Source organism: Pedobacter sp. BAL39 (assembly GCF_000170795.1).
Classification (GTDB): Bacteria; Bacteroidota; Bacteroidia; order Sphingobacteriales; family Sphingobacteriaceae; genus Pedobacter.
In genome coordinates, this window is sequence record NZ_ABCM01000029.1 from 1 (window position 1) to 19,960 (window position 19,960).

16 protein-coding genes are annotated in these 19,960 nt (G+C 47.3%); 12 read left to right on the plus strand and 4 right to left on the minus strand.

The annotated features are described in order from the left end of the window. Window positions 1–9 precede the first annotated feature (9 nt). From rbfA to PBAL39_RS23105, 3 genes are all read left to right on the plus strand, one after another. Window positions 10–390: a 30S ribosome-binding factor RbfA gene (rbfA, locus tag PBAL39_RS23095; RefSeq protein ID WP_039867562.1), complete on the plus strand. Its 381-nt coding sequence runs from the start codon at window positions 10–12 to the stop codon at window positions 388–390. A gap of 8 nt (window positions 391–398) precedes the next feature. Next, a complete protein-coding gene (locus PBAL39_RS23100) occupies window positions 399–1,100 on the plus strand; it encodes a peptidoglycan DD-metalloendopeptidase family protein (protein WP_008246275.1) in 702 nt (233 codons plus the stop codon). An 85-nt stretch (window positions 1,101–1,185) separates the two neighbouring features. Continuing rightward, the gene (locus PBAL39_RS23105; protein WP_008246276.1) at window positions 1,186–1,833 is read left to right on the plus strand and encodes a TonB family protein; all 648 of its coding nucleotides are present in this window, start codon (window positions 1,186–1,188) and stop codon (window positions 1,831–1,833) included. Between the two features lie 66 nt (window positions 1,834–1,899). Here the strand turns inward: PBAL39_RS23105 and PBAL39_RS23110 are convergent, their stop codons facing one another. Next, window positions 1,900–2,781 (minus strand): diacylglycerol kinase family protein, encoded by an 882-nt coding sequence (locus PBAL39_RS23110; RefSeq protein WP_008246277.1) that lies wholly within the window; start codon window positions 2,779–2,781, stop codon window positions 1,900–1,902. Window positions 2,782–2,834: 53 nt separating this feature from the next. Between PBAL39_RS23110 and PBAL39_RS23115 the strand changes: the two genes are divergently transcribed. Further along, window positions 2,835–3,815: an App1 family protein gene (locus PBAL39_RS23115; RefSeq protein WP_008246278.1), complete on the plus strand. Its 981-nt coding sequence runs from the start codon at window positions 2,835–2,837 to the stop codon at window positions 3,813–3,815. Between the two features lie 30 nt (window positions 3,816–3,845). Here the strand turns inward: PBAL39_RS23115 and PBAL39_RS23120 are convergent, their stop codons facing one another. Continuing rightward, window positions 3,846–4,214, minus strand: a complete 369-nt coding sequence (locus tag PBAL39_RS23120) for a YccF domain-containing protein (RefSeq protein ID WP_039867566.1) — start codon at window positions 4,212–4,214, stop codon at window positions 3,846–3,848. Between the two features lie 61 nt (window positions 4,215–4,275). Here PBAL39_RS23120 and aat point away from each other — a divergent pair, with 61 nt between their 5' ends. From aat to PBAL39_RS23155, 7 genes are all read left to right on the plus strand, one after another. Continuing rightward, entirely contained in the window at window positions 4,276–4,914 is a 639-nt protein-coding gene (aat, locus tag PBAL39_RS23125) for a leucyl/phenylalanyl-tRNA--protein transferase (RefSeq protein WP_008246280.1), read from the plus strand. 107 nt (window positions 4,915–5,021) lie between these two features. Continuing rightward, on the plus strand, window positions 5,022–5,618 hold the full coding sequence (locus PBAL39_RS23130; protein WP_008246281.1) for an RNA polymerase sigma factor: 597 nt from the start codon (window positions 5,022–5,024) through the stop codon (window positions 5,616–5,618). Between the two features lie 154 nt (window positions 5,619–5,772). Next, complete coding sequence (locus tag PBAL39_RS23135) at window positions 5,773–6,966, plus strand: FecR family protein (RefSeq protein ID WP_008246282.1); 1,194 nt, start codon at window positions 5,773–5,775, stop codon at window positions 6,964–6,966. Window positions 6,967–7,022: 56 nt separating this feature from the next. Continuing rightward, the gene (locus PBAL39_RS23140; RefSeq protein ID WP_008246284.1) at window positions 7,023–10,637 is read left to right on the plus strand and encodes a SusC/RagA family TonB-linked outer membrane protein; all 3,615 of its coding nucleotides are present in this window, start codon (window positions 7,023–7,025) and stop codon (window positions 10,635–10,637) included. A 10-nt stretch (window positions 10,638–10,647) separates the two neighbouring features. Then, a complete protein-coding gene (locus PBAL39_RS23145; protein WP_008246285.1) occupies window positions 10,648–12,072 on the plus strand; it encodes a RagB/SusD family nutrient uptake outer membrane protein in 1,425 nt (474 codons plus the stop codon). A gap of 26 nt (window positions 12,073–12,098) precedes the next feature. After that, on the plus strand, window positions 12,099–14,546 hold the full coding sequence (locus PBAL39_RS23150) for a zinc-dependent metalloprotease (RefSeq protein ID WP_008246286.1): 2,448 nt from the start codon (window positions 12,099–12,101) through the stop codon (window positions 14,544–14,546). A 2-nt stretch (window positions 14,547–14,548) separates the two neighbouring features. Then, window positions 14,549–15,064: a DUF3347 domain-containing protein gene (locus tag PBAL39_RS23155; RefSeq protein ID WP_039867558.1), complete on the plus strand. Its 516-nt coding sequence runs from the start codon at window positions 14,549–14,551 to the stop codon at window positions 15,062–15,064. An 86-nt stretch (window positions 15,065–15,150) separates the two neighbouring features. On the opposite strand, the gene PBAL39_RS23160 is transcribed toward PBAL39_RS23155, so the two are convergent. After that, window positions 15,151–18,045, minus strand: a complete 2,895-nt coding sequence (locus PBAL39_RS23160) for a DEAD/DEAH box helicase (protein WP_008246288.1) — start codon at window positions 18,043–18,045, stop codon at window positions 15,151–15,153. Between the two features lie 251 nt (window positions 18,046–18,296). On the opposite strand from PBAL39_RS23160, the gene PBAL39_RS23165 reads away from it, so the two are divergent. Continuing rightward, on the plus strand, window positions 18,297–18,896 hold the full coding sequence (locus PBAL39_RS23165; RefSeq protein ID WP_157274186.1) for a GIN domain-containing protein: 600 nt from the start codon (window positions 18,297–18,299) through the stop codon (window positions 18,894–18,896). 80 nt (window positions 18,897–18,976) lie between these two features. On the opposite strand, the gene PBAL39_RS23170 is transcribed toward PBAL39_RS23165, so the two are convergent. Further along, window positions 18,977–19,933 (minus strand): basic secretory protein-like protein, encoded by a 957-nt coding sequence (locus PBAL39_RS23170; RefSeq protein ID WP_008246290.1) that lies wholly within the window; start codon window positions 19,931–19,933, stop codon window positions 18,977–18,979. Between the last annotated feature and the right edge of the window lie 27 nt (window positions 19,934–19,960).

Here is a 19,960-nt window from a genome sequence, read left to right on the forward strand (position 1 = left end):
AGGATAATTATGGAAAGTAAACGTCAGCAGAAGTTTGCAGGGGTACTGCAGGAGGAATTAGCAGCTATATTTCAACGTGAAGGTGCATCCTATCTGCCCAATACACTGGTTACCATTACGAAGGTGAGGGTATCGCCGGACCTTGCCGTAGCAAAAGTGTACCTGAGCTTTCTGAATACGAACAATACCACTTTATCTGTTGCAGAAGTAAACGCACACGCCGGGGAGATCAGGTATAAACTGGGGGCGAGAATACGCCATCAGGCAAGGGTGGTACCTACACTTACCTTCTTTGTTGATGATACCAATCAATATGTTGAACATATGGATAAGTTGTTTGACAAGATTTCCAGGGAGCGCAAAGATATTGAGGGCGAGGAATCCGAATAACCAGCATCATGACGACGGCTCAGCAGTTTGAGGATGTACTTGGTACCATGGTGTTGGGAAAGGTCGTGGACTTTGATGCGGCTGCCGACCTGCTCCTGCCGATGGATTTCAGTGCTTCAAATGTAGCGCTTGTTCCGGAGTTGCTGGACGACGATATGCGTTTCAGCGCCTGGGTTGCCGGGCAGCTGGCGGCAAATCACTGCCGGTATGGTATCGGTGGATACAACGAACACCGCAGCATTTACTCAAGGAGCCAGCATTTTGACGATGCCGGGGAGCCACGGAGGCTTCATCTTGGTGTGGACATCTGGGGCCCTGCAGGTACTGTTGTCTATAACTTTCACGATGCCCAGGTACATAGCTTTCGTTTTAACGATGGTTTTGGCGACTATGGAGCGACCGTAATTCTGAAATATGAGGTTGACGGCCTGGAATTTCATGTGCTTTACGGCCATCTGAGCCTGGATTCGCTGAAAGGACTTGAAGTAGGTATGCCCCTTCCCGCGGGTAGTGCTTTTGCATCCTTTGGAATTGCAGAAGAGAACGGGCATTGGCCACCTCACCTTCACTTTCAGGTAATCCTGAACATGCAGGGACTGAAGGGCGACTATCCCGGGGTATGCCAGTTTTCTAAGAGACAGATTTATCTGTTAAATTGCCCGGATCCGGCCGTCATCCTGCGCGGTACCTTTGGCGAAGCCAATGCCTGAGCATTTTGAAGTAAAGAAAAGTCATTTCCTGTGTGCTGAAGGGTCATCTCAAAACATTTCTCGTTAAAAATGCTTAAATTGGTATATGGTCAGGATTTTTCTAGCATTTCTGTTGTTGATATCGATAAGTGTGAAGGCCCAGCCGAGCCTGAAAGGGGGGCTGAATGCCTTTGTAAATGCCAATAAGGTATATCCGGCATATTCCTATCAGAACTTTATTCAGGGGACGGTAACTGTTGCCTTCAAATTAGATCGGGAAGGCAAGGTATATGGGGCTTTGGTGCGCCAGGGGATAGGCACCGACCTTGATGATGAGGCCCTCCGGCTGATCCGTTTGAGCAGCGGGAAGTGGACGGTGCCAGCGAGTCATGATACTTCGGTGGTTTTAATCGCGCCTATGACTTTTTCTCTTTCCGGGACGGGAGTCAATGAGCGAAGTCCTGCACAGATCCAGCAGGCAATTTCCAATTACAAGTCCAATGAAGGGCTGACCAATGCCGTACTTCATTTTTATCAGAAAAAAGAGGGAAATGCCAAACCTGAGGAACTGCGCCGGATAGAGGCCCTGAAGGCAGAACTGGGCTATGATGAAGAATACCTTGCTTCGAGGATTGAAGATGGTAAGCGTAAGCTCAAACAGGGAGATGAAGTCGGTGCGTGCGAAGATTTTATATTCGTAAAAAACATGGGTTCTTCAAAAGCCGATGAGCTCATTGCCCGGTATTGCAAGTAATCATCCTTGTTGCGGAATGCCATTTATGACGGGAATCTGCTGAGTAACAAGGCCTCATTTCTGAATTTATCCGGGAACAATGACCTGAATCGCCTTTGGAATGATGGAAGCCTCCAAAGCATTGATCTTACCCATGTATTCACCATCTACCTGAAAGTGCGCCTTGTGCTTTGTTTTGATGTTCAGCGTGTCCGTTTTGTACAGCTCAATATGTTCTGGATTGAAGGGCAGGTCGGTAAAGCGGATTTTTAAAATTTCAAATACGGAATAGGTCTTGACCAGGATGACCTCGAAGGATCCGTCGCTAAGGTCACCTTCAGGATTGATCTTCACACCTGTTCCATACATAGTAGCATTGGCAATGACCACCATTGCGGCTTCTGAGCGGATGACCTCACCATTGAGTTTGATTTCCACTTCCATCTTATGGTGGCTCCACAGGGCTTTCCAGGCTGCTTTTGTATAACCCCACATGCCCCGTTGAGGAAGGTCGTCAAATTTCTTGACAACATAAGCGTTGAAGCCGATGTCTGCCAGGTGAATGCACAGCTCTCCGTTTACTTTGACGGCATGGATGGTGCGTGGCTTTCCATTTATGGTATTCAGAATGGCTTCGTCGATATCGAGGGGGATATCCAATTCCTTGGCCATGCCATTTGCTGAACCTGTAGGGATGATGCCGATAGGGGTGTCGCTACCCAGCAAACAGTCTGCAACCAGTTTTAAGGTGCCATCTCCGCCAACGGCAACCACACGGTCGGCCTTTGCGCTTTTTATGTTTTTTTTGATTTGTTCAATTGAACAGTCCCTGGGCAATTCATAACACTCAAACTCATGGGGACTTTCGGCAAAATGACTACTGATGGCGGCTTTGATGTCAGTACCCTGACTGCCCGATCCGGGATTGATGATGTAAAGGAGTTTCATGTTGGGAGGCTGCGCGCTCATAAGGATTCTTTAACAACACAAACAACTGGCCCTTTACTCTGTTTTGTTTAACAATGAATAAATCTGCAGTTGTTAAAGTCTACCATGGATATGGTCATACACATAATCTTGTCGTGTATGGTCATGTGTTTCAGTTTAAAGCGAAGACGACCCAGGTGTATAGCAATAACATCTTTGTGAATATCCTGCACCTGATCCGTCTGTTCATCCTTAAGGCCGCCCCTCATGTGAAAGTAAGGCTTGATTTCAGGGGGCAGCAGATTGAGCAGACAACGGAGTATGATGGCTTTTTCAAATTTGAATGGGCTGCCGACCGTGATGTTGATGCCGGCTGGCATGCTGTAAAGGTGGATGCGCTGGACGAAGCGGGAATGGTGATCGCTACTGCTGAGGGTTCAGTCTTTGTGCCGCACATCACACAGTACGCTTTCATATCTGATATCGATGATACGGTAATGATCTCCCATTCTGCGACAATAGCGAGGAGGCTGAGGGAGCTGTTCATCAAGAACCCGAGAACCAGGAAAACATTTCCGGATGCGCAGCATCATTACGAGCTGTTGTCGAGGTCTCATACTGAAGTCGGGCAGCCAAATCCTTTCTTTTATGTGTCAAGTAGTGAATGGAACCTTTATGATTATCTGGTGGAGACCTTCCGGTACAACCAGTTGCCTGAAGGTGCCTTTCTGTTAAACCAGATTAAACGGTGGAAGGACCTTTTAAAAGTGGGTAAAACCGGCCATGAGGGAAAGCTTATCCGTGTGCTGCGCATCATCGATGCTTTTCCAAACCAGAAGTTTGTTTTTTTTGGAGACAACTCGCAGCAGGACCCGGCCATCTACGCCAAGATTGCCGAGCGTTATTCCTCAAATATGGCTGGAGTATACATTCGCAACATCCGCAAAGAAAAAGAGGGGCTGGCAAAAGAATACCTGGATCAGATCCGTGCAAAGGGGGTTCATGCCTGCCTGTTTAATGATAGCGCTGAGGCGATTGAGTTTTCCAAATCGACAGGGCTGATCAATATCCGCTAGTGGCGTCAGGTGGCTATATCTGGTTTCCGCTTAACTGATTGACTTTCCGAAAGGGGAAAAGGCGAGGTTCATCAATTTGAAATGCTGCCTTCCAAAGGGGATGCCGACAATGGTGATGCAGAACAATAACCCGAAAAACAGGTGCGTCAGTGCAATCCAAAAGCCGCCGAAGATCAGCCAGATGATGTTCATGATGGTCGACAGGCAGCCGGTGTTGGATGAGGTGTCAGTAATTTTAACGCCAAATGGTGCCAGTCCGACCACGGCGAACTTAAAGCATTGAATACCAAAGGGAATGCCTACTATAGTGAGGCACAGTACCAGTCCCCCGATAATATACTCGAAGAAGATAAATATACCGCCGAAAATAATCCAGATGAGGTTTCCGATAAAGTTCATAATTTTTAGATGAAGAACAGCCCCATTCGTTACATCATAAAGATTTCTTTTATTATTGTACATGGTTTTCAGATTAGATGAAAAGGAGCTTGTATTTCCGTATCCTGCATTGGCAGACCCCGATGGATTGCTGGCGGTGGGTGGCGACCTGAGTGTGAACCGGCTGTTGCTGGCCTATCATCACGGGATTTTTCCCTGGTTCAGCGAGGACGATCCGATCTGCTGGTATTCACCACACGAGCGCTGCGTGATTTTTCCTGAAGCAGTCAAGGTGAGCAAAAGCATGGCTAAAGTTTTAAGAGATGATGTATTTAGCGTGACTTTCAATCAGGATTTTCCAGAGGTGATTCGGAACTGTGCCGCAATCGGGCGCAAAGATCAACCCGGTACCTGGATCACACAGGAGATGCAGGAGGCTTACATCCGCCTGCACCAGGAAGGCTATGGCAAGAGCGTGGAGGTCTGGAAGGACGGGGAGCTGGCAGGAGGACTTTATGGGTTGCAGATTGGCAGCGTGTTCTGTGGAGAAAGCATGTTCAGTAAGGTCAGCAATGCATCTAAGACGGCGTTGATCTGGTTGTGTAAACAAGGAGGTTTTGAGCTGATCGACTGTCAGATGCCGAATGAGCACCTGCTGAGTTTGGGCGCGGAGATGATCAGCAGGGAGGTTTATGACGGCTATTTGTCAGCAGATTATTAAAAAATACCTGTTCGACCGCTTTGATAATGAATGAGATAAGAAAACTTACATAAAATCCCTACTTTAGCAGTTTAAACAGGGGGGAACAGGGCGGCAGGCCCTACATCATGATCAATGAAAAATTTGGGGACGAGCGCAGGTGGCTTTCTTTGCTGAAGGAAGGGGACAGGACTGCGTTTGATACCATTTATCATTTCTATAGCAATCCCATATATAGCAGGATTCTGGCCATGACCAAGGTTTCGGCAGTGGCGGATGAGCTGTTACAGGATATCTTTCTGAAGGTTTGGGAAAACCGGGAGCAGATCAATGAGGACCTTTCATTTCAGGCCTGGCTATACCGCATTGCCGAGAACAGCGTTTACGATTATTACCGCCGGCTGGCCCGGGATGCGAAGATGCGCGAGCATACGCTAAGGACCTTTGCGGAACTCTATAACCATACTGAAGACTATATTTTAAATAAAGAACGCTCACAATTATTAGAAAAGGCCTTGTCGAGATTACCTCCCCAGCGCCAGCTGATCTTTAAATTGTGCCGGCTGGAAGGGAAAAGTTATGAGGAGGCCGCAACATTATTAAACATCAGTACGTCTACGGTGAGCAATCAGCTTGTTAAGGCAACAAAAAACATTAAAGATTACGTATTCTTTCATTCAAAAGAGTTTTTGGTATTTATTATTGCGCTATACCTGAAAAGGTAGGTGTTTTTTCTAGCGATTTCTGTTGCAGGACTGAAGAGTTGTTCTTTTCTTCCTGCTTTTTACCTCTTTTTAATAACGCTGTGTAGAATTTTAGTTTTTTTTATTTTAACAGTAGTGTGTTTTTGCTTTTCGTGCGTATCAATGGAAACGCGAGATGAAAAGAGAAGATAAAAAAGAGGAATTGTACCAGCGCTTTTTAAAGAATGAGGCGACATCAGCAGAGTTAACGACACTGTTTGATTGGTTTGCGGTGGTCAATGAAGAAGAGTTACGCGAACTTATTGTTTCGGCGTTGGCTCAGGTGTCCACTACAAAAGCAGACCGTACCCACGAAGCTCATTTACAGGTGCTTCATGCTCAGATCAATGCTAGGATCAACGAACTCAACAGGGGAACAGTGCCTCTGGCTACTCAAGAACAGCCAAGCCCTTCGTTCCGTCGTTTATTTTCACCGGTGTATAAAGTTGCAGCCAGCCTGCTGTTGATATGTGGTGTGGCCTGGCTGGGATACCAGGAGTTCATCAAGACCGAAGACGGATCAGCTATCCTCCCCGGATGTAACTGTGCTACGCTGGTTTTGCCGGACGGCAGCAATGTGGACCTGAAGGTATCAAAAGACTCCGTTCTGCGTGCATATAGCGGAGTTACCATTCACAGAACAGCGGATGGAAGGTTGATCTATACTGCTGATGCACATGAACGCAATACTGCTGCTGTGCTGAACTCTATTGTTACTCCATTAGGTGGCCGCTACCGGATTTCACTTTCTGACGGCACCATGGTGGTCCTGAATTCTGGTTCCAGGCTTGATTTTCCTGTCGGCTTCCATGGCGACAAACGGGAGGTAAGGCTGACCGGGGAAGCTTATTTTGAGGTGACGAAGGATCCCCTGAAACCTTTTATTGTGACTTCCGGCGCCGGAAGCACAGAGGTGCTGGGTACTAAGTTCAATGTGAGCAGTTATCCTGAGGACAAGTTCATCAGCACCACATTGCTGGAAGGCAAGGTCCGGTTCATCAGTGCCCGGATGGATACTGCTGTGGTACTGAAACCAGGCGAACAGGCGAATCTCAGCTCCGGACAGCTGTCGGTCAGGGAGGTGAATGCAGCAGATTTTATGGGCTGGAAAGACAATAAGTTTATCTTCCGGGATGCGGCACTTGCCCACATCATGAAGCAGCTGAGCCGCTGGTATAATATCGAAGTAGATTACAATAGCCTGCCCGACAGGAATATTTATGCCAACATCAGTGCAGATGTACCACTTTCGGAAGTCCTGCGGATGTTGTCCGTTACAAGTGGCCTGAAGTTTAAAGTTGAAGGAAGGAGGATTTCTGTAATGAAATAATGCTACCTGAAACACCACACTACCTAAACTTATCATAAACCAAAAAAACGTATATAATGAATTTTTTCAATAATGCACCCGCGGTGCGTCACAGCGCTTCGCTGTTTCTGCTGAGGGTACTGACCGTCTTTATGGTGCTGACAGGATTGTCCAGTACGATTAAAGCCCAATCTGATAACTACACCTTCTCATTTAAGAACAAACCGCTGGACCAGGTGATTGCCGAGGTGGCGAAGAAGAGCGGGTATGAATTTGTATTTGACGCTGCCTATCTCAAAGATGCAAAACCCATCACGGCGGAGATTGCCGCCACGACCATTGATAAAGTGCTGGAGCGCGTATTTAGAGGACAGAACTTCAGTTATGAGATTTCCAGAAAAACGATCATCCTGAAACCTAAAGAAGCCGTTCAGGAGGTTTATCAGGTACGGGGCAAGGTGATCGACAGTCTTGGTGCTGCGATCCCGGGGGCCATCGTCCGCATTAAAGGAGCAACTGTAGGTACGCAAACCGATGGCGAAGGAAAATTTGTATTGAATGTAGCTACCGGAAACAGCACTGTAGTGTTCAGTTACATGGGCTACACAGCGCGCGAGTTTGATGTCAGCCCTGCCATCTCAGCCAGCAACATCAGTATTGTGCTGAAGCCGGCACAGTCGCTGCTAAATGAAGTTTTTGTGAATGGTTTTCAGACGATCAGCAAGGAGCGTGCTGCGGCAGCCTACACAATTGTGAACAATAAAGAACTGAACAGACAGATCAACGTCGATCTGTTGTCGGCGCTTGAAGGACGTGTTGCCGGTCTGGTTTACGTGAAGAACCCTAATGGTGCCGCCGCTGATCAGCCGGTGTTGAGGGGCATCAGCACGATGTCTAGTGAAGTTGGAACGAGTCCGCTGATTGTGATCGATGGATTGCCTACCGAATATACGCTGGATGAGGTGAACCCTTACGACATCGAGTCGGTTACGGTATTGAAAGATGCGGCCGCCGCTTCGATCTATGGGTCACGCTCTGCAAATGGGGTGATCGTATTGACAACCAAACAAGGCAAGGGATCAGGTGTACAGATCTCACTGAATGCAGATCTTTTTGTGACTGGTAAGCCGGACCTCAGCAAAATGCACTATGCCTCAACAAGCGACCTCATAGACTTTGAGACCGATGTGTATAACGCCGAGAGAAGCCGATATTCGACGATCAGCAGTATGTTTGCCCCTTATGGCACGCTGGGCGGCTCCTCAAGAAAGTATTATTCACCCTTATATGAGTTGTATCGTTTGCAGGAACTGGGCACGGTGTCTGCAGATGAAGTGAACAATACCCTTACACAATGGCGTCAGAATGATTACATGAATGAGTACTCCGATCAGGTCTGGCAAAATGAGCTGCGCCAGCGCTATAACCTGTCGCTGAGCTCCAATGCCGACAAGAACAATACTTACCTGTCGCTGAACTATGATCAAGGCAAAGGCAGGGTCATCAATAACATCAACAAAAGCCTGAACCTCAATATGAAATCCACCTTTAAGTTCAAAAGCTGGCTCACAGCAACTTTTGGTCTGAATGGTACTTATGCGAATGATAAGGCAACCGATGGGGATTACAATAATTTCGAGATCCAGCCGAGGTATGCAAGGATTCTTGATGCCCAGGGAAACAGGGTAACTGCTGATTATGTGGGTATCGACGATGGTTTTACTTCTGGCGGAGCCATTAACGGCGCATTACTTGCTGCCGTGGCCAACAATACAAATCTGAAGTCCTTTGGGTTCAATGTCCTCGATGCATTGGATGAAGGCATTACTACCACTAAATATACCAAACTCCGGACTTTTGCGAATATCGAAGCCAAACTCTATAAAGGCTTAAGCATCAGTACTCAATTTCAGTATGAAAACTCCAGTTCGGATGCAGAACAATATTATGAGGCGAACAGCTATAAAATGCGTTATGCCTACAACATCATGACCACATTAAACAGCACTACGGGCAAGTATGACCATGCATTGCCTGAAGGCGGACGTTATTACCAGTTCAACAAATCGAGCAACAATTATACCTTCCGGAATCAGCTCAACTTTAACCGTGGATTCGGGAAGGACCAAAATGAGCATTATGTGGCTGCAGTTGCTGGTTTTGAGATGCGTCAGACCTTCATTCCAAGAACGTTGGAGCAGTTGCGCTACGGATATGATCCGGTGACGCTGAGCTCGACCAACCTGGATTATGCTACCTTGGGCAATGCGGGTGTGGCTACTTATCTGGGAGGTACACGCACGTTGGGAACCGTTGGCCGCACACAGTCGGAGATTAAACACCGCTACCTTTCTTATTACAGCAATATGAGTTACACTTATCAGGGCAAATATAACCTGACTGGTAGTATCCGTGTGGATCAGGCTGACTTATTTGGCGTCGATCCAAAGTATAAAAACCGTCCGTTGTGGTCATTGGGAGGAAGCTGGAATGCCAGCTCTGAGGATTTCCTGAAAGACCTGAAATGGTTAAGTTCATTGAAAGCGAGGCTTACTTATGGGATCAATGGAAATGTTGACCAGGGATCATCCCCGTACCTGGTCGCAAGGAGAAGAAATGATGTACTCTATCCTGCGCTCCAGTACCTGGACATCACAACCTTACCCAATCCGATGTTGCGCTGGGAAAAAACAGCAACGACGAATTTTGGTATCGACTATGCTATGTTTGACAGCCGTTTACGTGGTAGCGTTGACATTTATAACAGAAATAGCTCCGATTTATTGGTGACAACCGACCTGGATCCAACGGTGGGCGCCACGTCGCGTGTATTGAATAATGGTGCGCTAAGAAACAGAGGGCTCGAGTGGACCGTAAGTGGCGACTGGTTTAAGACAAAAGACTGGACCATTACATCTGCCATAGTTGTAGCTTTCAACAAAAATGAGGTAATGAAAGTGAACAATGCTGCAACTACAGGTTATTCTTACATTGGCTCACCAACAGATTACTTCTTTCAAAACACACCATTTAACAGTCTCTATGCCTACAAATATGGTGGTATGGTGAATGGTTATCCTTATTTTCTAAACGAAAAGGGAGAATCGAACGTGACCTTTGATGCCTCTGGTACACCTACGGCAATCACAGCCATCAACAGTCCGGATGCGCTGGTTCGTGTGGGCCAACTTAATCCTAAATATAATGGTTCCTTCTCACAAAGGATCTCGTACAAACAGTTCGAGCTTGGTGCCTTATTGGTGTTTTCGGGAGGTAATCAACTACGGAAGGACGTCACAGCCCTTGATGCAGATGATGTAAATGATGAAGACATTACCAGACGCTGGAACAGTTCAGGTACATCTGATCTGCCACGCCTGTTGCTGGATTATCCGCAGGCATGGAGGAGCTCCGCGGGAACATTATCTAGCCTATGGCAATATTCGGACAAGCAGGTGGTGGATGCAGACTACGTGAAACTAAGAAATGTATCCCTTTCCTACAGTCTGCCGAAACGCATCAGCAGGAAGATGAATGTCAGTGCTGTAAAACTTACCGGACAGGTGAACAACCTGTGGTACTGGAGTGCTGCTGGTGACGATATCGATCCGGAAACTTACTCCCTGAACAGCGGGACGCGTGCTTATTCGATCCCGAAATCTTTCCTGCTTGGTTTTAACATCACTTTTTAATCCTCTGAACATGAAAATAGCTAATAAATTATTCTGGTGCCTCCCTCTGCTGCTCCTGTTGTCCTGCAAAAAATATACAGAACTTACCCCGAAAGGATCTTTACTCGTCTCTACGACAAAAGATTTCTATGACCTGGTATCGCTGCCGAACCGGGCATATCCGATTACCAACATTCAAAACCTGGTGGATGATATGTGGACACGGGAGTACAATATTGTGGGCGCCACGCAGAACATCAATGTGGTACACTTCACGTTTGATGAAAGTGTGAACAGAGTCAACCTGTTGTCGGCTTCTACCTTTTATAACCAGACCTACAAATACATCAACAGGTGGAATACGATCATCTCACTTGTTGATGAGAGCAATGGGGATGCAGCCATGAAAACACTGGCCAAGGCCGAGGCGAAGGCATTCCGTGCTTTTGACTATTTCCTGTTGATCAACGTGTATGCAAAGGCCTATGATCCTGCAACCGCCGCTACCGATGGCGGTATTTGTATCATGGACAAGTATGACCTGGAGGCACAGCCCACGAAATCTACCGTTAAGGCGGCGTATGACTTTGTCCAGAAAGACCTTGATGAGGCCATTCCTCACTTGGAGGTACAACCGGCGGATCCTTATCATCCTTCTCTGGCTTTTGCATGGGCGCTAAAGGCAAAAGTACATTTGTTTAAACGCGAGTATGCGCAGGCCAAGGAAGCCGCACTCAAATCGTTGTCGTACAACGACCAGATTTTTGACCTGGTGGCCTACAGCGCGCAGGGCGGACCTAACGTAGTTCCGGTTACGGCACCTAATAATCCGGAAGTGCTGAGTTATATGTATATGACCGGTTATAACGAGATGAACTTTGCCTATACTTACATCATCAGTCCGGAACTGAGGAACCTTTTTAATGATGACGATGCGCGATTTAAACTTTTCTTCAATACCACCAGCACCAGTCTGCTGGATGCAGGATCGGGGACAGCTTATTACAGCATCGGATATACCAAATTCTTTTACCCTACCGTAGGCATCAAAACGACTGAAGTTTACCTGATGCTGGCTGAAGCTTATGCAAGGGAAAACAACCTTGGGGAAGCCATCAATACGCTGAATAAAATCAGGACGAAACGGATTACCTCTGCAGCGGCGACCCTTGCTGTACCTGCCACGACAAAGGAGACCATGGACCTGATCATTACTGAAAGACGCAGGGAATTGCTTTTTGGGTTTAACCGTTTCTTTGACCTGAAACGTTTTAACCTGGAGCCGGAGTATGCAAAAACAACCGTTCGCCTGTTTCCTCTGGTGAATAAGACCGTGCCTCAGCAGACTTATACGCTGAAGCCGAATTCCAGGTTGTATATCATCCCCTTTGCACAGGATGTATTGAAGAAAAACCCCGGACTGACACTGAATACTGACGAGGTGATCCCTTTTTAGAGGATACCTATCCAATACACACACCAATGAAACGAGCTTTATGTATCCTTTTCTGCGCCATCTCCCTGACGGGGTATGCGCAGAAAAAAAATGAAAAAAAGAACGAGACAAAATCCGATAGTGCCCAGGTTAAGGCACCAGGCAGCTACGAGAAGCTGATTCCTAAGTCTGCAGTCAGTAAAAGTGGCCTGTTTGACGTTAAGTTTACGGACAACAAATGGTATTTCGAGGTTCCTGACAGTCTGCTAAACAGGTATATCCTAGCGGTGACGCGTTACGTGGCCATGCCGCAGGGAGGGGGCAGCTTTGGTGGAGAGAAGGCGAACGAGCAGACCCTGTACTTCGAGAAAGGGCCATCGAACAAACTTTTTCTGCGCGCGGTGGTGTACAAGCAGGATATCCGTTCGGAGGAGCAGTCGCTGTTTAAAGCAGTTACATCCTCCCAGGTCAATCCCATTGTAGCCAGCTTTGATATCAAGTCCAGGAACCCTGTTACTGGCAACTCTGTCATTGAGGTCAGTGATTTCTTCCGGAAGGAGAATGTGGTAGTTTCCATGTCACAGGAAGAGAAAACAGCTAAGAAACTGGGTGGCCTGGCGGATGACCGCTCCTTTATTGAGTCGGTAAATGCTTATCCGATCAATATAGAAGTGAAAACGACGAAGACCTACAGCACCTCTGCCGGAACCATTACGGCCGGGGCGCTGACGGGCAGCATTACCCTGCGCCTGAACACGTCCATGGTCCTATTGCCGAAGGTGCCGATGCGCAAGCGTATTGCAGACGAGCGGATTGGATATTTTGCCAATAAGTATGTTCTTTTTGATGAGGACAAACAACAGGCTGAACCTTTGTTTTTTGTGCAGCGCTACCGCTTAGAGCCTAAGGATGAGGATTTGGATAGCTATAGGCGTGGCGAAATGGTGGAGCCTAAAAAGCAGATTATTTATTACATCGACCCCGCTACACCTAAAAAATGGAGACCATATCTTATTGCAGGTGTGAACGACTGGCAGAAGGCTTTTGAGCAGGCGGGCTTCAAAAATGCCATTGTGGCCAAAGAATGGCCCGAAAACGATACCACAATGAGCCTTGAGGATGCACGGTACTCTGTAATCAGGTATTATGCCTCGGAAACTGCGAATGCCTATGGACCGAGGATCAGCGATCCAAGAAGCGGAGAGATCATTGAAAGCCATGTGGGCTGGTATCACAACGTGATGAAGCTGGTGCACCATTGGTACATGATCCAGGCTGGAGCGCTGGATCCAAGGGCACGCAAGATGAATTATGATGATGAACTGATGGGAGAGCTGATCCGCTTTGTCTCCTCGCATGAGATTGGCCATACCCTTGGGCTGAGGCACAATATGGGTGCGAGCAGTCAGACTCCTGTAGAAAAATTGCGAGACAAGAAATGGGTGGAAGCCAACGGGCATACGGTGTCGATCATGGACTATGCCAGGTTCAACTATGTTGCCCAACCGGAGGACCACATCGGCAGCGCCGGCATTTATCCCCGGATTGGTATGTATGATAAATGGGCGATCCAATGGGGCTATCAGTATCTGCCGGGCCATAAGGATGAGTTTGAAGAGCGTGAGTCGTTGAGCAGGATGACCATTGATACACTGTCAAAGAACCCAAGGTTGTGGTTCGGTGGTGAAGGTAAGGACGAAGATCCGCGGAGTCAGACGGAGGATCTGGGAGATGATGCCATCGCTGCGAGTGACTACGGCATTAAAAACCTGAAGCGTGTGGTCCCCAATCTGGTAACCTGGACCTATGAGCCGGGTGACATGTACGACCAGCTCAAGACCATGCATAAGGCTGTAGTACGCCAATTTGGCCTTTACCTGTACCATGTAGTGAAAAATATTGGTAACGGTTACATCACACAGCGGAGTGCTGATGAAAAAGGCAAGGTTTATACCGAAGTTCCGAGGGAGAAGGTCAAACGTGCAGTAGGTTATCTGGACAGGCAGCTTTTTGAAGCACCGCTGTGGATGTACCCGCAAGCAATTGGAGAGAAGATAGAGCTGAAACCGATGGAAGAGATCATGGATCAGCAAAACCAAATGTTGAACATGCTGCTGAGCCCGGGGATCTTGTATAACCTGAATCAACGGGCCTTGAAGTCTACGAGACCATACCCTGTTACGGAGTATCTACATGATCTTCAGGCAGCGGTATGGAAGAAGTTTTCAGGCGATCCACTGAGGGATACCTACAGACGCGCACTGCAACGCGGCTATCTGGAGAAACTGAATTCACTCATTAATCCTAAAGACATGGCCGATGGAAAGATGATGAGTACACTCCAGCGCGGAGACGCAAGGATACTGGCGCTGGCGCACATCAGAAGGATCCGGGCGGTAGTAGCAACAATGGCCGCTCCGGGAACCATAAACCAGGAACATCTGCAGGATATGCTGCGTGAGGTAGACAAGATTATAGCAAAAAGTAAAAAGTAGAAATGAAAAAGATTTGTATCATAATGGGCATTCTTCTGATGGGGATGCGAGGGATGTCGCAGGAATCTGCGGCACTTCCGGCAGCGGCAATGAAGCAGGAGCACACTAAAAAAGAGGTGCTCGACAACTACCTGACTTTGAAAAACAGCCTGGTATTGTCAGACTCCCTGCAGGCGGCCACAGCGGCGAAGTCTTTACGGCTTTCGCTGGCAAAATTCAGGTTTAAACGCCTGAGCCTGGAAGAGATGAATGCTTCCACGGCGTTGCGTGCGGAGATCAGCATTTTGGCGGAAGACCTTTCGTCACATACGCACATCAACAAGCAACGGGCCGACTTTTCGGGGATTTCCGAAAAGATCTGGCTGATCATAAAGAGCATCCAGCCTGCGGGGCAGCCATTGTACCAGCAGGTCTGCCCAATGACCGGACAGCAATGGATCAGTGCGGAGGAAGAGATTAAAAACCCATATTATCCGAAGAATATGCTGACCTGCGGGGAAGTAAAGGCGAAAATCTGATCCGGCTAAGAGGATTTTATTTCAGGCCCCTGATTAGCGACCGAAAGGTCTGCAGTCAGGGGCTTTTATTGTTTCTTAGTGAAATCCTATCTCAGGAGTTCGCTGATGTCGGCCTTGCTGAGTGACTTAAAGAAGCTTTCTTCCGTGGTGATCAAGGCATTGGCTAGTGTTTTTTTACGGTTTTGCAAGGCCAGGATTTTTTCTTCAACGGTATCTTTGGCGATGAACTTATAGATGAATACTTTTTTGTCCTGCCCGATCCTGTGGCTACGGTCGATGGCCTGTTGCTCCACTGCAGGGTTCCACCATGGGTCGAGGATAAAGACATAGTCGGCCTGTGTGAGGTTGAGGCCAACACCACCAGCTTTTATGGAAATGAGAAATACTTTGAGGTCTTTGTTTTCCTGGAATTCTGCAACAATCTCCCCCCTGTTTTTTGTAGATCCGTCAAGGTAGGAAAATGGGATCTGCTCTTTCTCGAAGTAGTTTCTGAAGATGCTGAGGTGTTTCACAAACTGCGAAAAGATGAGCACCTTGTGGCCGCCCTTTAGCACATTGTCCAGGGTATGGATGACATTCTCAAATTTTCCCGAGTCTGATTCATAACTCTCATCAATCATGAGCGGGTGGTTGGCCAGCTGGCGCAGGGCAGTAAGCCCCTGGAGCAGCTGCACTTGCTTTTTGGCATAAGTACCGTCATCCATGCTGCTGAGCAGGTCGTTCCTGTAGGCCGACTTTGTTTTCTCGTAATAGGCTGCCTGCTCTTCGGTCATGTCACAATAAAATACCTGTTCTGTTTTTGCGGGCAGCTCCGACGCCACCTGTTCTTTGGTGCGTCGCAGCACAAAAGGCTTGATGATGGCCTGCAGCTTGCGTGCTTTCTCTTCATCCTTTTTCTTTTCAATCGCTTGCACGTATTCTTCATTGAAGAAAGCCTGCGTGCCCAGCAGTCCCGGGTTGAGGAAGGTCAGCTGCGTCCAGAGGTCGCTTACGGAATTCTCCACGGGTGTACCGCTGAGGATGAGCTTATGCCTGGATTTTAGGGTCCTTACCGCCTTGAATGATTTAGAAGAAGGGTTTTTAATGTTCTGACTTTCATCCAGGATGATATAATTGAAGTAATACTCCTTAAGCAGGTCAATGTCTACCCTGGTAATCCCATACGTGGTGATGACGATGTCATATTTGGCGAACTGGCTGACGTCCTTGTTTCTGGAGGTGCCGGTATGGGCATGTATTTTCAGTTTCGGGGTAAACTTCTTTGCTTCATTGAGCCAGTTGTAAATCAGTGAGGTGGGCATGATGATGAGCGATGTGCTTTTGGTGCCCTGCTCTTCGTCTTCTTCTTTGATTTTCTGGAGCATTGCCAGCGTCTGGATGGTCTTTCCGAGCCCCATGTCATCGGCAAGGCAGCCGCCGAAATTGTAGCTGCGCAGGAAGCTGAACCAATTGTATCCAGCCTTCTGGTAACTGCGGAGGTCACCTTTAAAGTGAACAGGCATGTTGGTGTCTGCAATATGCTCAAAGTCGTTCAGCCGTTCCAGTTTGCGGCTCAGGGTCACATTAGCAATACCATCCTCGGCGAGGTCATTGATGAGGCCGATGTGGTGCTTTTTAAGCTTCAGCGCTTTTCCTGTATCAGACAGGCTGAAGAGGCTGCCATACTGCGTGAACCATTTTTCAGGAATAACGGCAATAGACCCATCGGGGAGTGTAAACTCTCTCTTTTTATGAAGGATATGTTGCTTCAGGGAGATGAAAGGAACTGGGTGCGTTCCAAAGTAAACAATGGCGTTGATGTCAAACCAGTCGTTGTCCTCTTTGATTTCAAAATCGATCTTGCTGGTGGCGAAGAGGAACTTCTTGGCACCCTGGTGCTGTTCAATTTCGAAACCTTCGTCCTGAAGCTGGGTAATGTGTTCATTTACCCAGTTGATGACGGCATAGGATGGGTTTTCTTCGGCAACAGGGGGCAACTCCAGGTGGTGGTAGAGCGAGCTTGTCTTCTTGAGCCCGAGTTGGATGAGCCTGCTGAACTTCTGTTTTTCCCAGGTCACATCTCTTTTGATGCGCGTGAAGATGTAGTTTTCTCCCTCTTTTTCCAGGTGTACGGTTACTTTCTTTTCGGTCCCCATAGCGAAGGCGTGTGTACCGTACCTGAAATACAGCTGAAGCTGGGAGATCCCGGCATCGACGTAAATCACTTTTATGACAGGTACCGGCAGGTGTTTTTCCGTTTTGATGTCGAAGCCCTCGGCATATACATGGTACTTTTCAATCAGGGGGGCGACAAACTTTCCGAAATAAGCCTCTTCCGTAGATTTAGGGATGGTGATGTACCTTTTATTGAGGAATGGCAGAAGTTTTCGGCCTTCAATCCCCTGTTCAAAGAAATAGAGCACGTCATTAAGCAGCAGCCATGCCGGCTGGTTGCTGATTACCTGTGCATCCTTGAACATAAAGTCTATGCGCATTCCCTGATATTTGATGGTGGGGAAGTAGCGCGTTTCTGTTTCGTTGCGCCTGAAGTGGAACAGCACGGTAGCCTCTTCCGTGGCCCGTTCAATCAGTCGCTCTGCGGGCCATCCATCCTTATCCATAAGGTACAGGGAACCGTCATCCTTGATGTATTCCAGTACCTCCGCCAGTTTCTTTTCAATCTTTGGGCGCACATTTTCATAAAATTTGTCATTAAAAAATTTGCTGAAAAATTCTACAGGGCGGATGGGTTTTTTATGGTATTTCTTGATGATGAAGTCCTGTTCGGTTTCATCAAGGATTTTAATGAGCTTCAGGTCTTTTTCGCTCAGGTGTTTCGCAAATTCTCCGGCAGTATGAGAAAATATGCGCTGGTAAGTAAGTGAAAAATCGCCCTGAGGGTTGAGCTGTACAATATGAGGCTCTATCAAATAGCCAAAGAACTCATGTTTACATAAGGAATATACGATTTTGCAGGGTTTGGAACTATCTACACGCAACATGAGTAAAAAAATAAAATAACGGCTGTTTAGGCATTTAAAAATCTTTAAACATACATCAAATTGGGATGCTTTCAAATAATTACCCCAATAATCCTGGTTTTTTTTAGTGCGTTTGTCGGTCGATATCGTCTGTTGGTCGAATATCCCGGGAGTTCATCTAAGTAAGTCACTTTTCTGAGACCTTTTAAAAGGAGCTGCGTCTTATCTGTAAAGTGTGAAAGTTAATTAATCGAAACAGGATGAAAGCTTTAATGAAAAAATTATTCTCAGTATTACTGATGTTGGTCCTGGTGGCCGGCATGCTGAATGTGCATGCATCGGTTGCTCCCTTGCCGGTATACCGGCCGGGTGATGCATTTCGCCAGGTCGTTGTTATTGGAAACGCAAGGGTCACCCTTGTTCAGAGTAAACGACATGGTGTGCTGTCTGTGTATGAATACGACAGCTCAAAGACCAAGGTCCAGCGGCAGGGGCATACACTTTACATTCGTTCCAATGAGAAAGTTCCCGCAGAGCTGACTGTTTATGTAAACGAGCTGTATCGGATTGATGTTTCGGGAACTGCGGTGGTGAATACAAAGGGCGTGTTTAATGTGCCGTTGATGCAGATTTTTCTTCATGACCTGGCAAGGGCAGATGTGAAACTGAATGCTGAAGGCATCTACACCATAGGAGCGGACCAGTCGGAGCTTATCCTTCGCGGAGCGACAAAAGAGCATATTGTAGAGAAGAGCCTTGGGGCAAAGCTGAATACAACGCAATTTGCGGTGCTGACGATCCGTACGGAGGACCTGAAATCGAAATTTGCAGGAAATGGACCTAAGCCGTTGGAGAAAGATACGGTGCAGTAGGAGAACGGTGACTGTTTAATTGTGAAAGGCTGTCTCATGGATATGGACAGCCTTTGTTGTATTTGGTAAGGGAAAGGTTTTTAGATGACCGGGTTCTGGGCATAAGCTGTCCATAGCTCATCAATGGTTTTGCCGGTCAGCGTTTTCCATGAGCCGTTATTATAAGTATGGGCACGGAGTTCCTGGTCCAGTTGTTTGATGAGTCCCGGTTTTTCATTTTTTTCTATCCAGGCAAAAAACCTTGCTGTAATGCGGTAGCTGTTGGTGTAGCTCTGTTGGTTGTTGAAATCAGGCAGGCTCCATTTCGAGCCCACATTGTCTACGCCATGTTTGTAGCGGATGTAGTCGGCAATCCCTTCCGTTAGCCATACCGGGCCTGCACTATAGCCATATCCCTGTACGATGTGCATGGTTTCGTGGGTGACCACGTCGATATCTGTAGGATGTGCCTTCATGTAACCTGCACTAAACAGGATGCGGCCACCACTGGCTTCAGCGACAGCTTTATAGGCCGTGTCGACCACAAACAATACTTCTTTGGTTGATTTCTTGTTATAGGTTTTGACCAATACAGGGTAAATTTTGAAGTAGGTATCAATCAGTTTCTGTTTTACCTGCTGGTCGAGGTTCGGATCTTTGCTGATGAACACCAGCTCATATCCCTTTTTTTTAATGGTATCTGCCGATACCCAGTGGCGTGACAGCTCATAACGGAGTGTTTTCTCCAGGTTTTCCGGGTGTTGTTTTAGCCAGTCGCGGTTGATGGTAATTTTACCTTCCGCTGCGGAGATGCCCGGGGTTTCATTGGAGATCTCCAGGTCTACCTCCCTTTTGGTGCGGTATCCATCGGCCCTGGCGAAGGCAGGATAGGCCACAAAAAAAGCATCTGTAAGCGATTTTTTCAATTTGGTGTCCAGCTGATCATTCTTGTTGATGATGTTAAGCGTGTAGCGGTCTTTTTTAATGGTTTCAAGGTCCTGTGCGCTGGCATTGAGGGTCAGCGTGAGCATGATTACCGGGAGGAGGAATTTTTTCATCAGAATAAAATTGGGTTATGTTGAAAA

What these genes read in the sequence shown, in the direction of transcription:
- PBAL39_RS23155 (WP_039867558.1), top strand. Translation starts at nt 14,549, where the DNA reads ATGAAAAAGATTTGTATCATAATGGGCATTCTTCTGATGGGGATGCGA.
- PBAL39_RS23150 (WP_008246286.1), top strand. Translation starts at nt 12,099, where the DNA reads ATGAAACGAGCTTTATGTATCCTTTTCTGCGCCATCTCCCTGACGGGG.
- PBAL39_RS23160 (WP_008246288.1), bottom strand. Translation starts at nt 18,045, where the DNA reads ATGTTGCGTGTAGATAGTTCCAAACCCTGCAAAATCGTATATTCCTTA.
- PBAL39_RS23120 (WP_039867566.1), bottom strand. Translation starts at nt 4,214, where the DNA reads ATGAACTTTATCGGAAACCTCATCTGGATTATTTTCGGCGGTATATTT.
- PBAL39_RS23140 (WP_008246284.1), top strand. Translation starts at nt 7,023, where the DNA reads ATGAATTTTTTCAATAATGCACCCGCGGTGCGTCACAGCGCTTCGCTG.
- aat (WP_008246280.1), top strand. Translation starts at nt 4,276, where the DNA reads ATGGTTTTCAGATTAGATGAAAAGGAGCTTGTATTTCCGTATCCTGCA.
- PBAL39_RS23130 (WP_008246281.1), top strand. Translation starts at nt 5,022, where the DNA reads ATGATCAATGAAAAATTTGGGGACGAGCGCAGGTGGCTTTCTTTGCTG.
- PBAL39_RS23145 (WP_008246285.1), top strand. Translation starts at nt 10,648, where the DNA reads ATGAAAATAGCTAATAAATTATTCTGGTGCCTCCCTCTGCTGCTCCTG.
- PBAL39_RS23105 (WP_008246276.1), top strand. Translation starts at nt 1,186, where the DNA reads ATGGTCAGGATTTTTCTAGCATTTCTGTTGTTGATATCGATAAGTGTG.
- PBAL39_RS23165 (WP_157274186.1), top strand. Translation starts at nt 18,297, where the DNA reads ATGAAAAAATTATTCTCAGTATTACTGATGTTGGTCCTGGTGGCCGGC.
- PBAL39_RS23115 (WP_008246278.1), top strand. Translation starts at nt 2,835, where the DNA reads ATGAATAAATCTGCAGTTGTTAAAGTCTACCATGGATATGGTCATACA.
- rbfA (WP_039867562.1), top strand. Translation starts at nt 10, where the DNA reads ATGGAAAGTAAACGTCAGCAGAAGTTTGCAGGGGTACTGCAGGAGGAA.
- PBAL39_RS23135 (WP_008246282.1), top strand. Translation starts at nt 5,773, where the DNA reads ATGAAAAGAGAAGATAAAAAAGAGGAATTGTACCAGCGCTTTTTAAAG.
- PBAL39_RS23110 (WP_008246277.1), bottom strand. Translation starts at nt 2,781, where the DNA reads ATGAGCGCGCAGCCTCCCAACATGAAACTCCTTTACATCATCAATCCC.
- PBAL39_RS23100 (WP_008246275.1), top strand. Translation starts at nt 399, where the DNA reads ATGACGACGGCTCAGCAGTTTGAGGATGTACTTGGTACCATGGTGTTG.
- PBAL39_RS23170 (WP_008246290.1), bottom strand. Translation starts at nt 19,933, where the DNA reads ATGAAAAAATTCCTCCTCCCGGTAATCATGCTCACGCTGACCCTCAAT.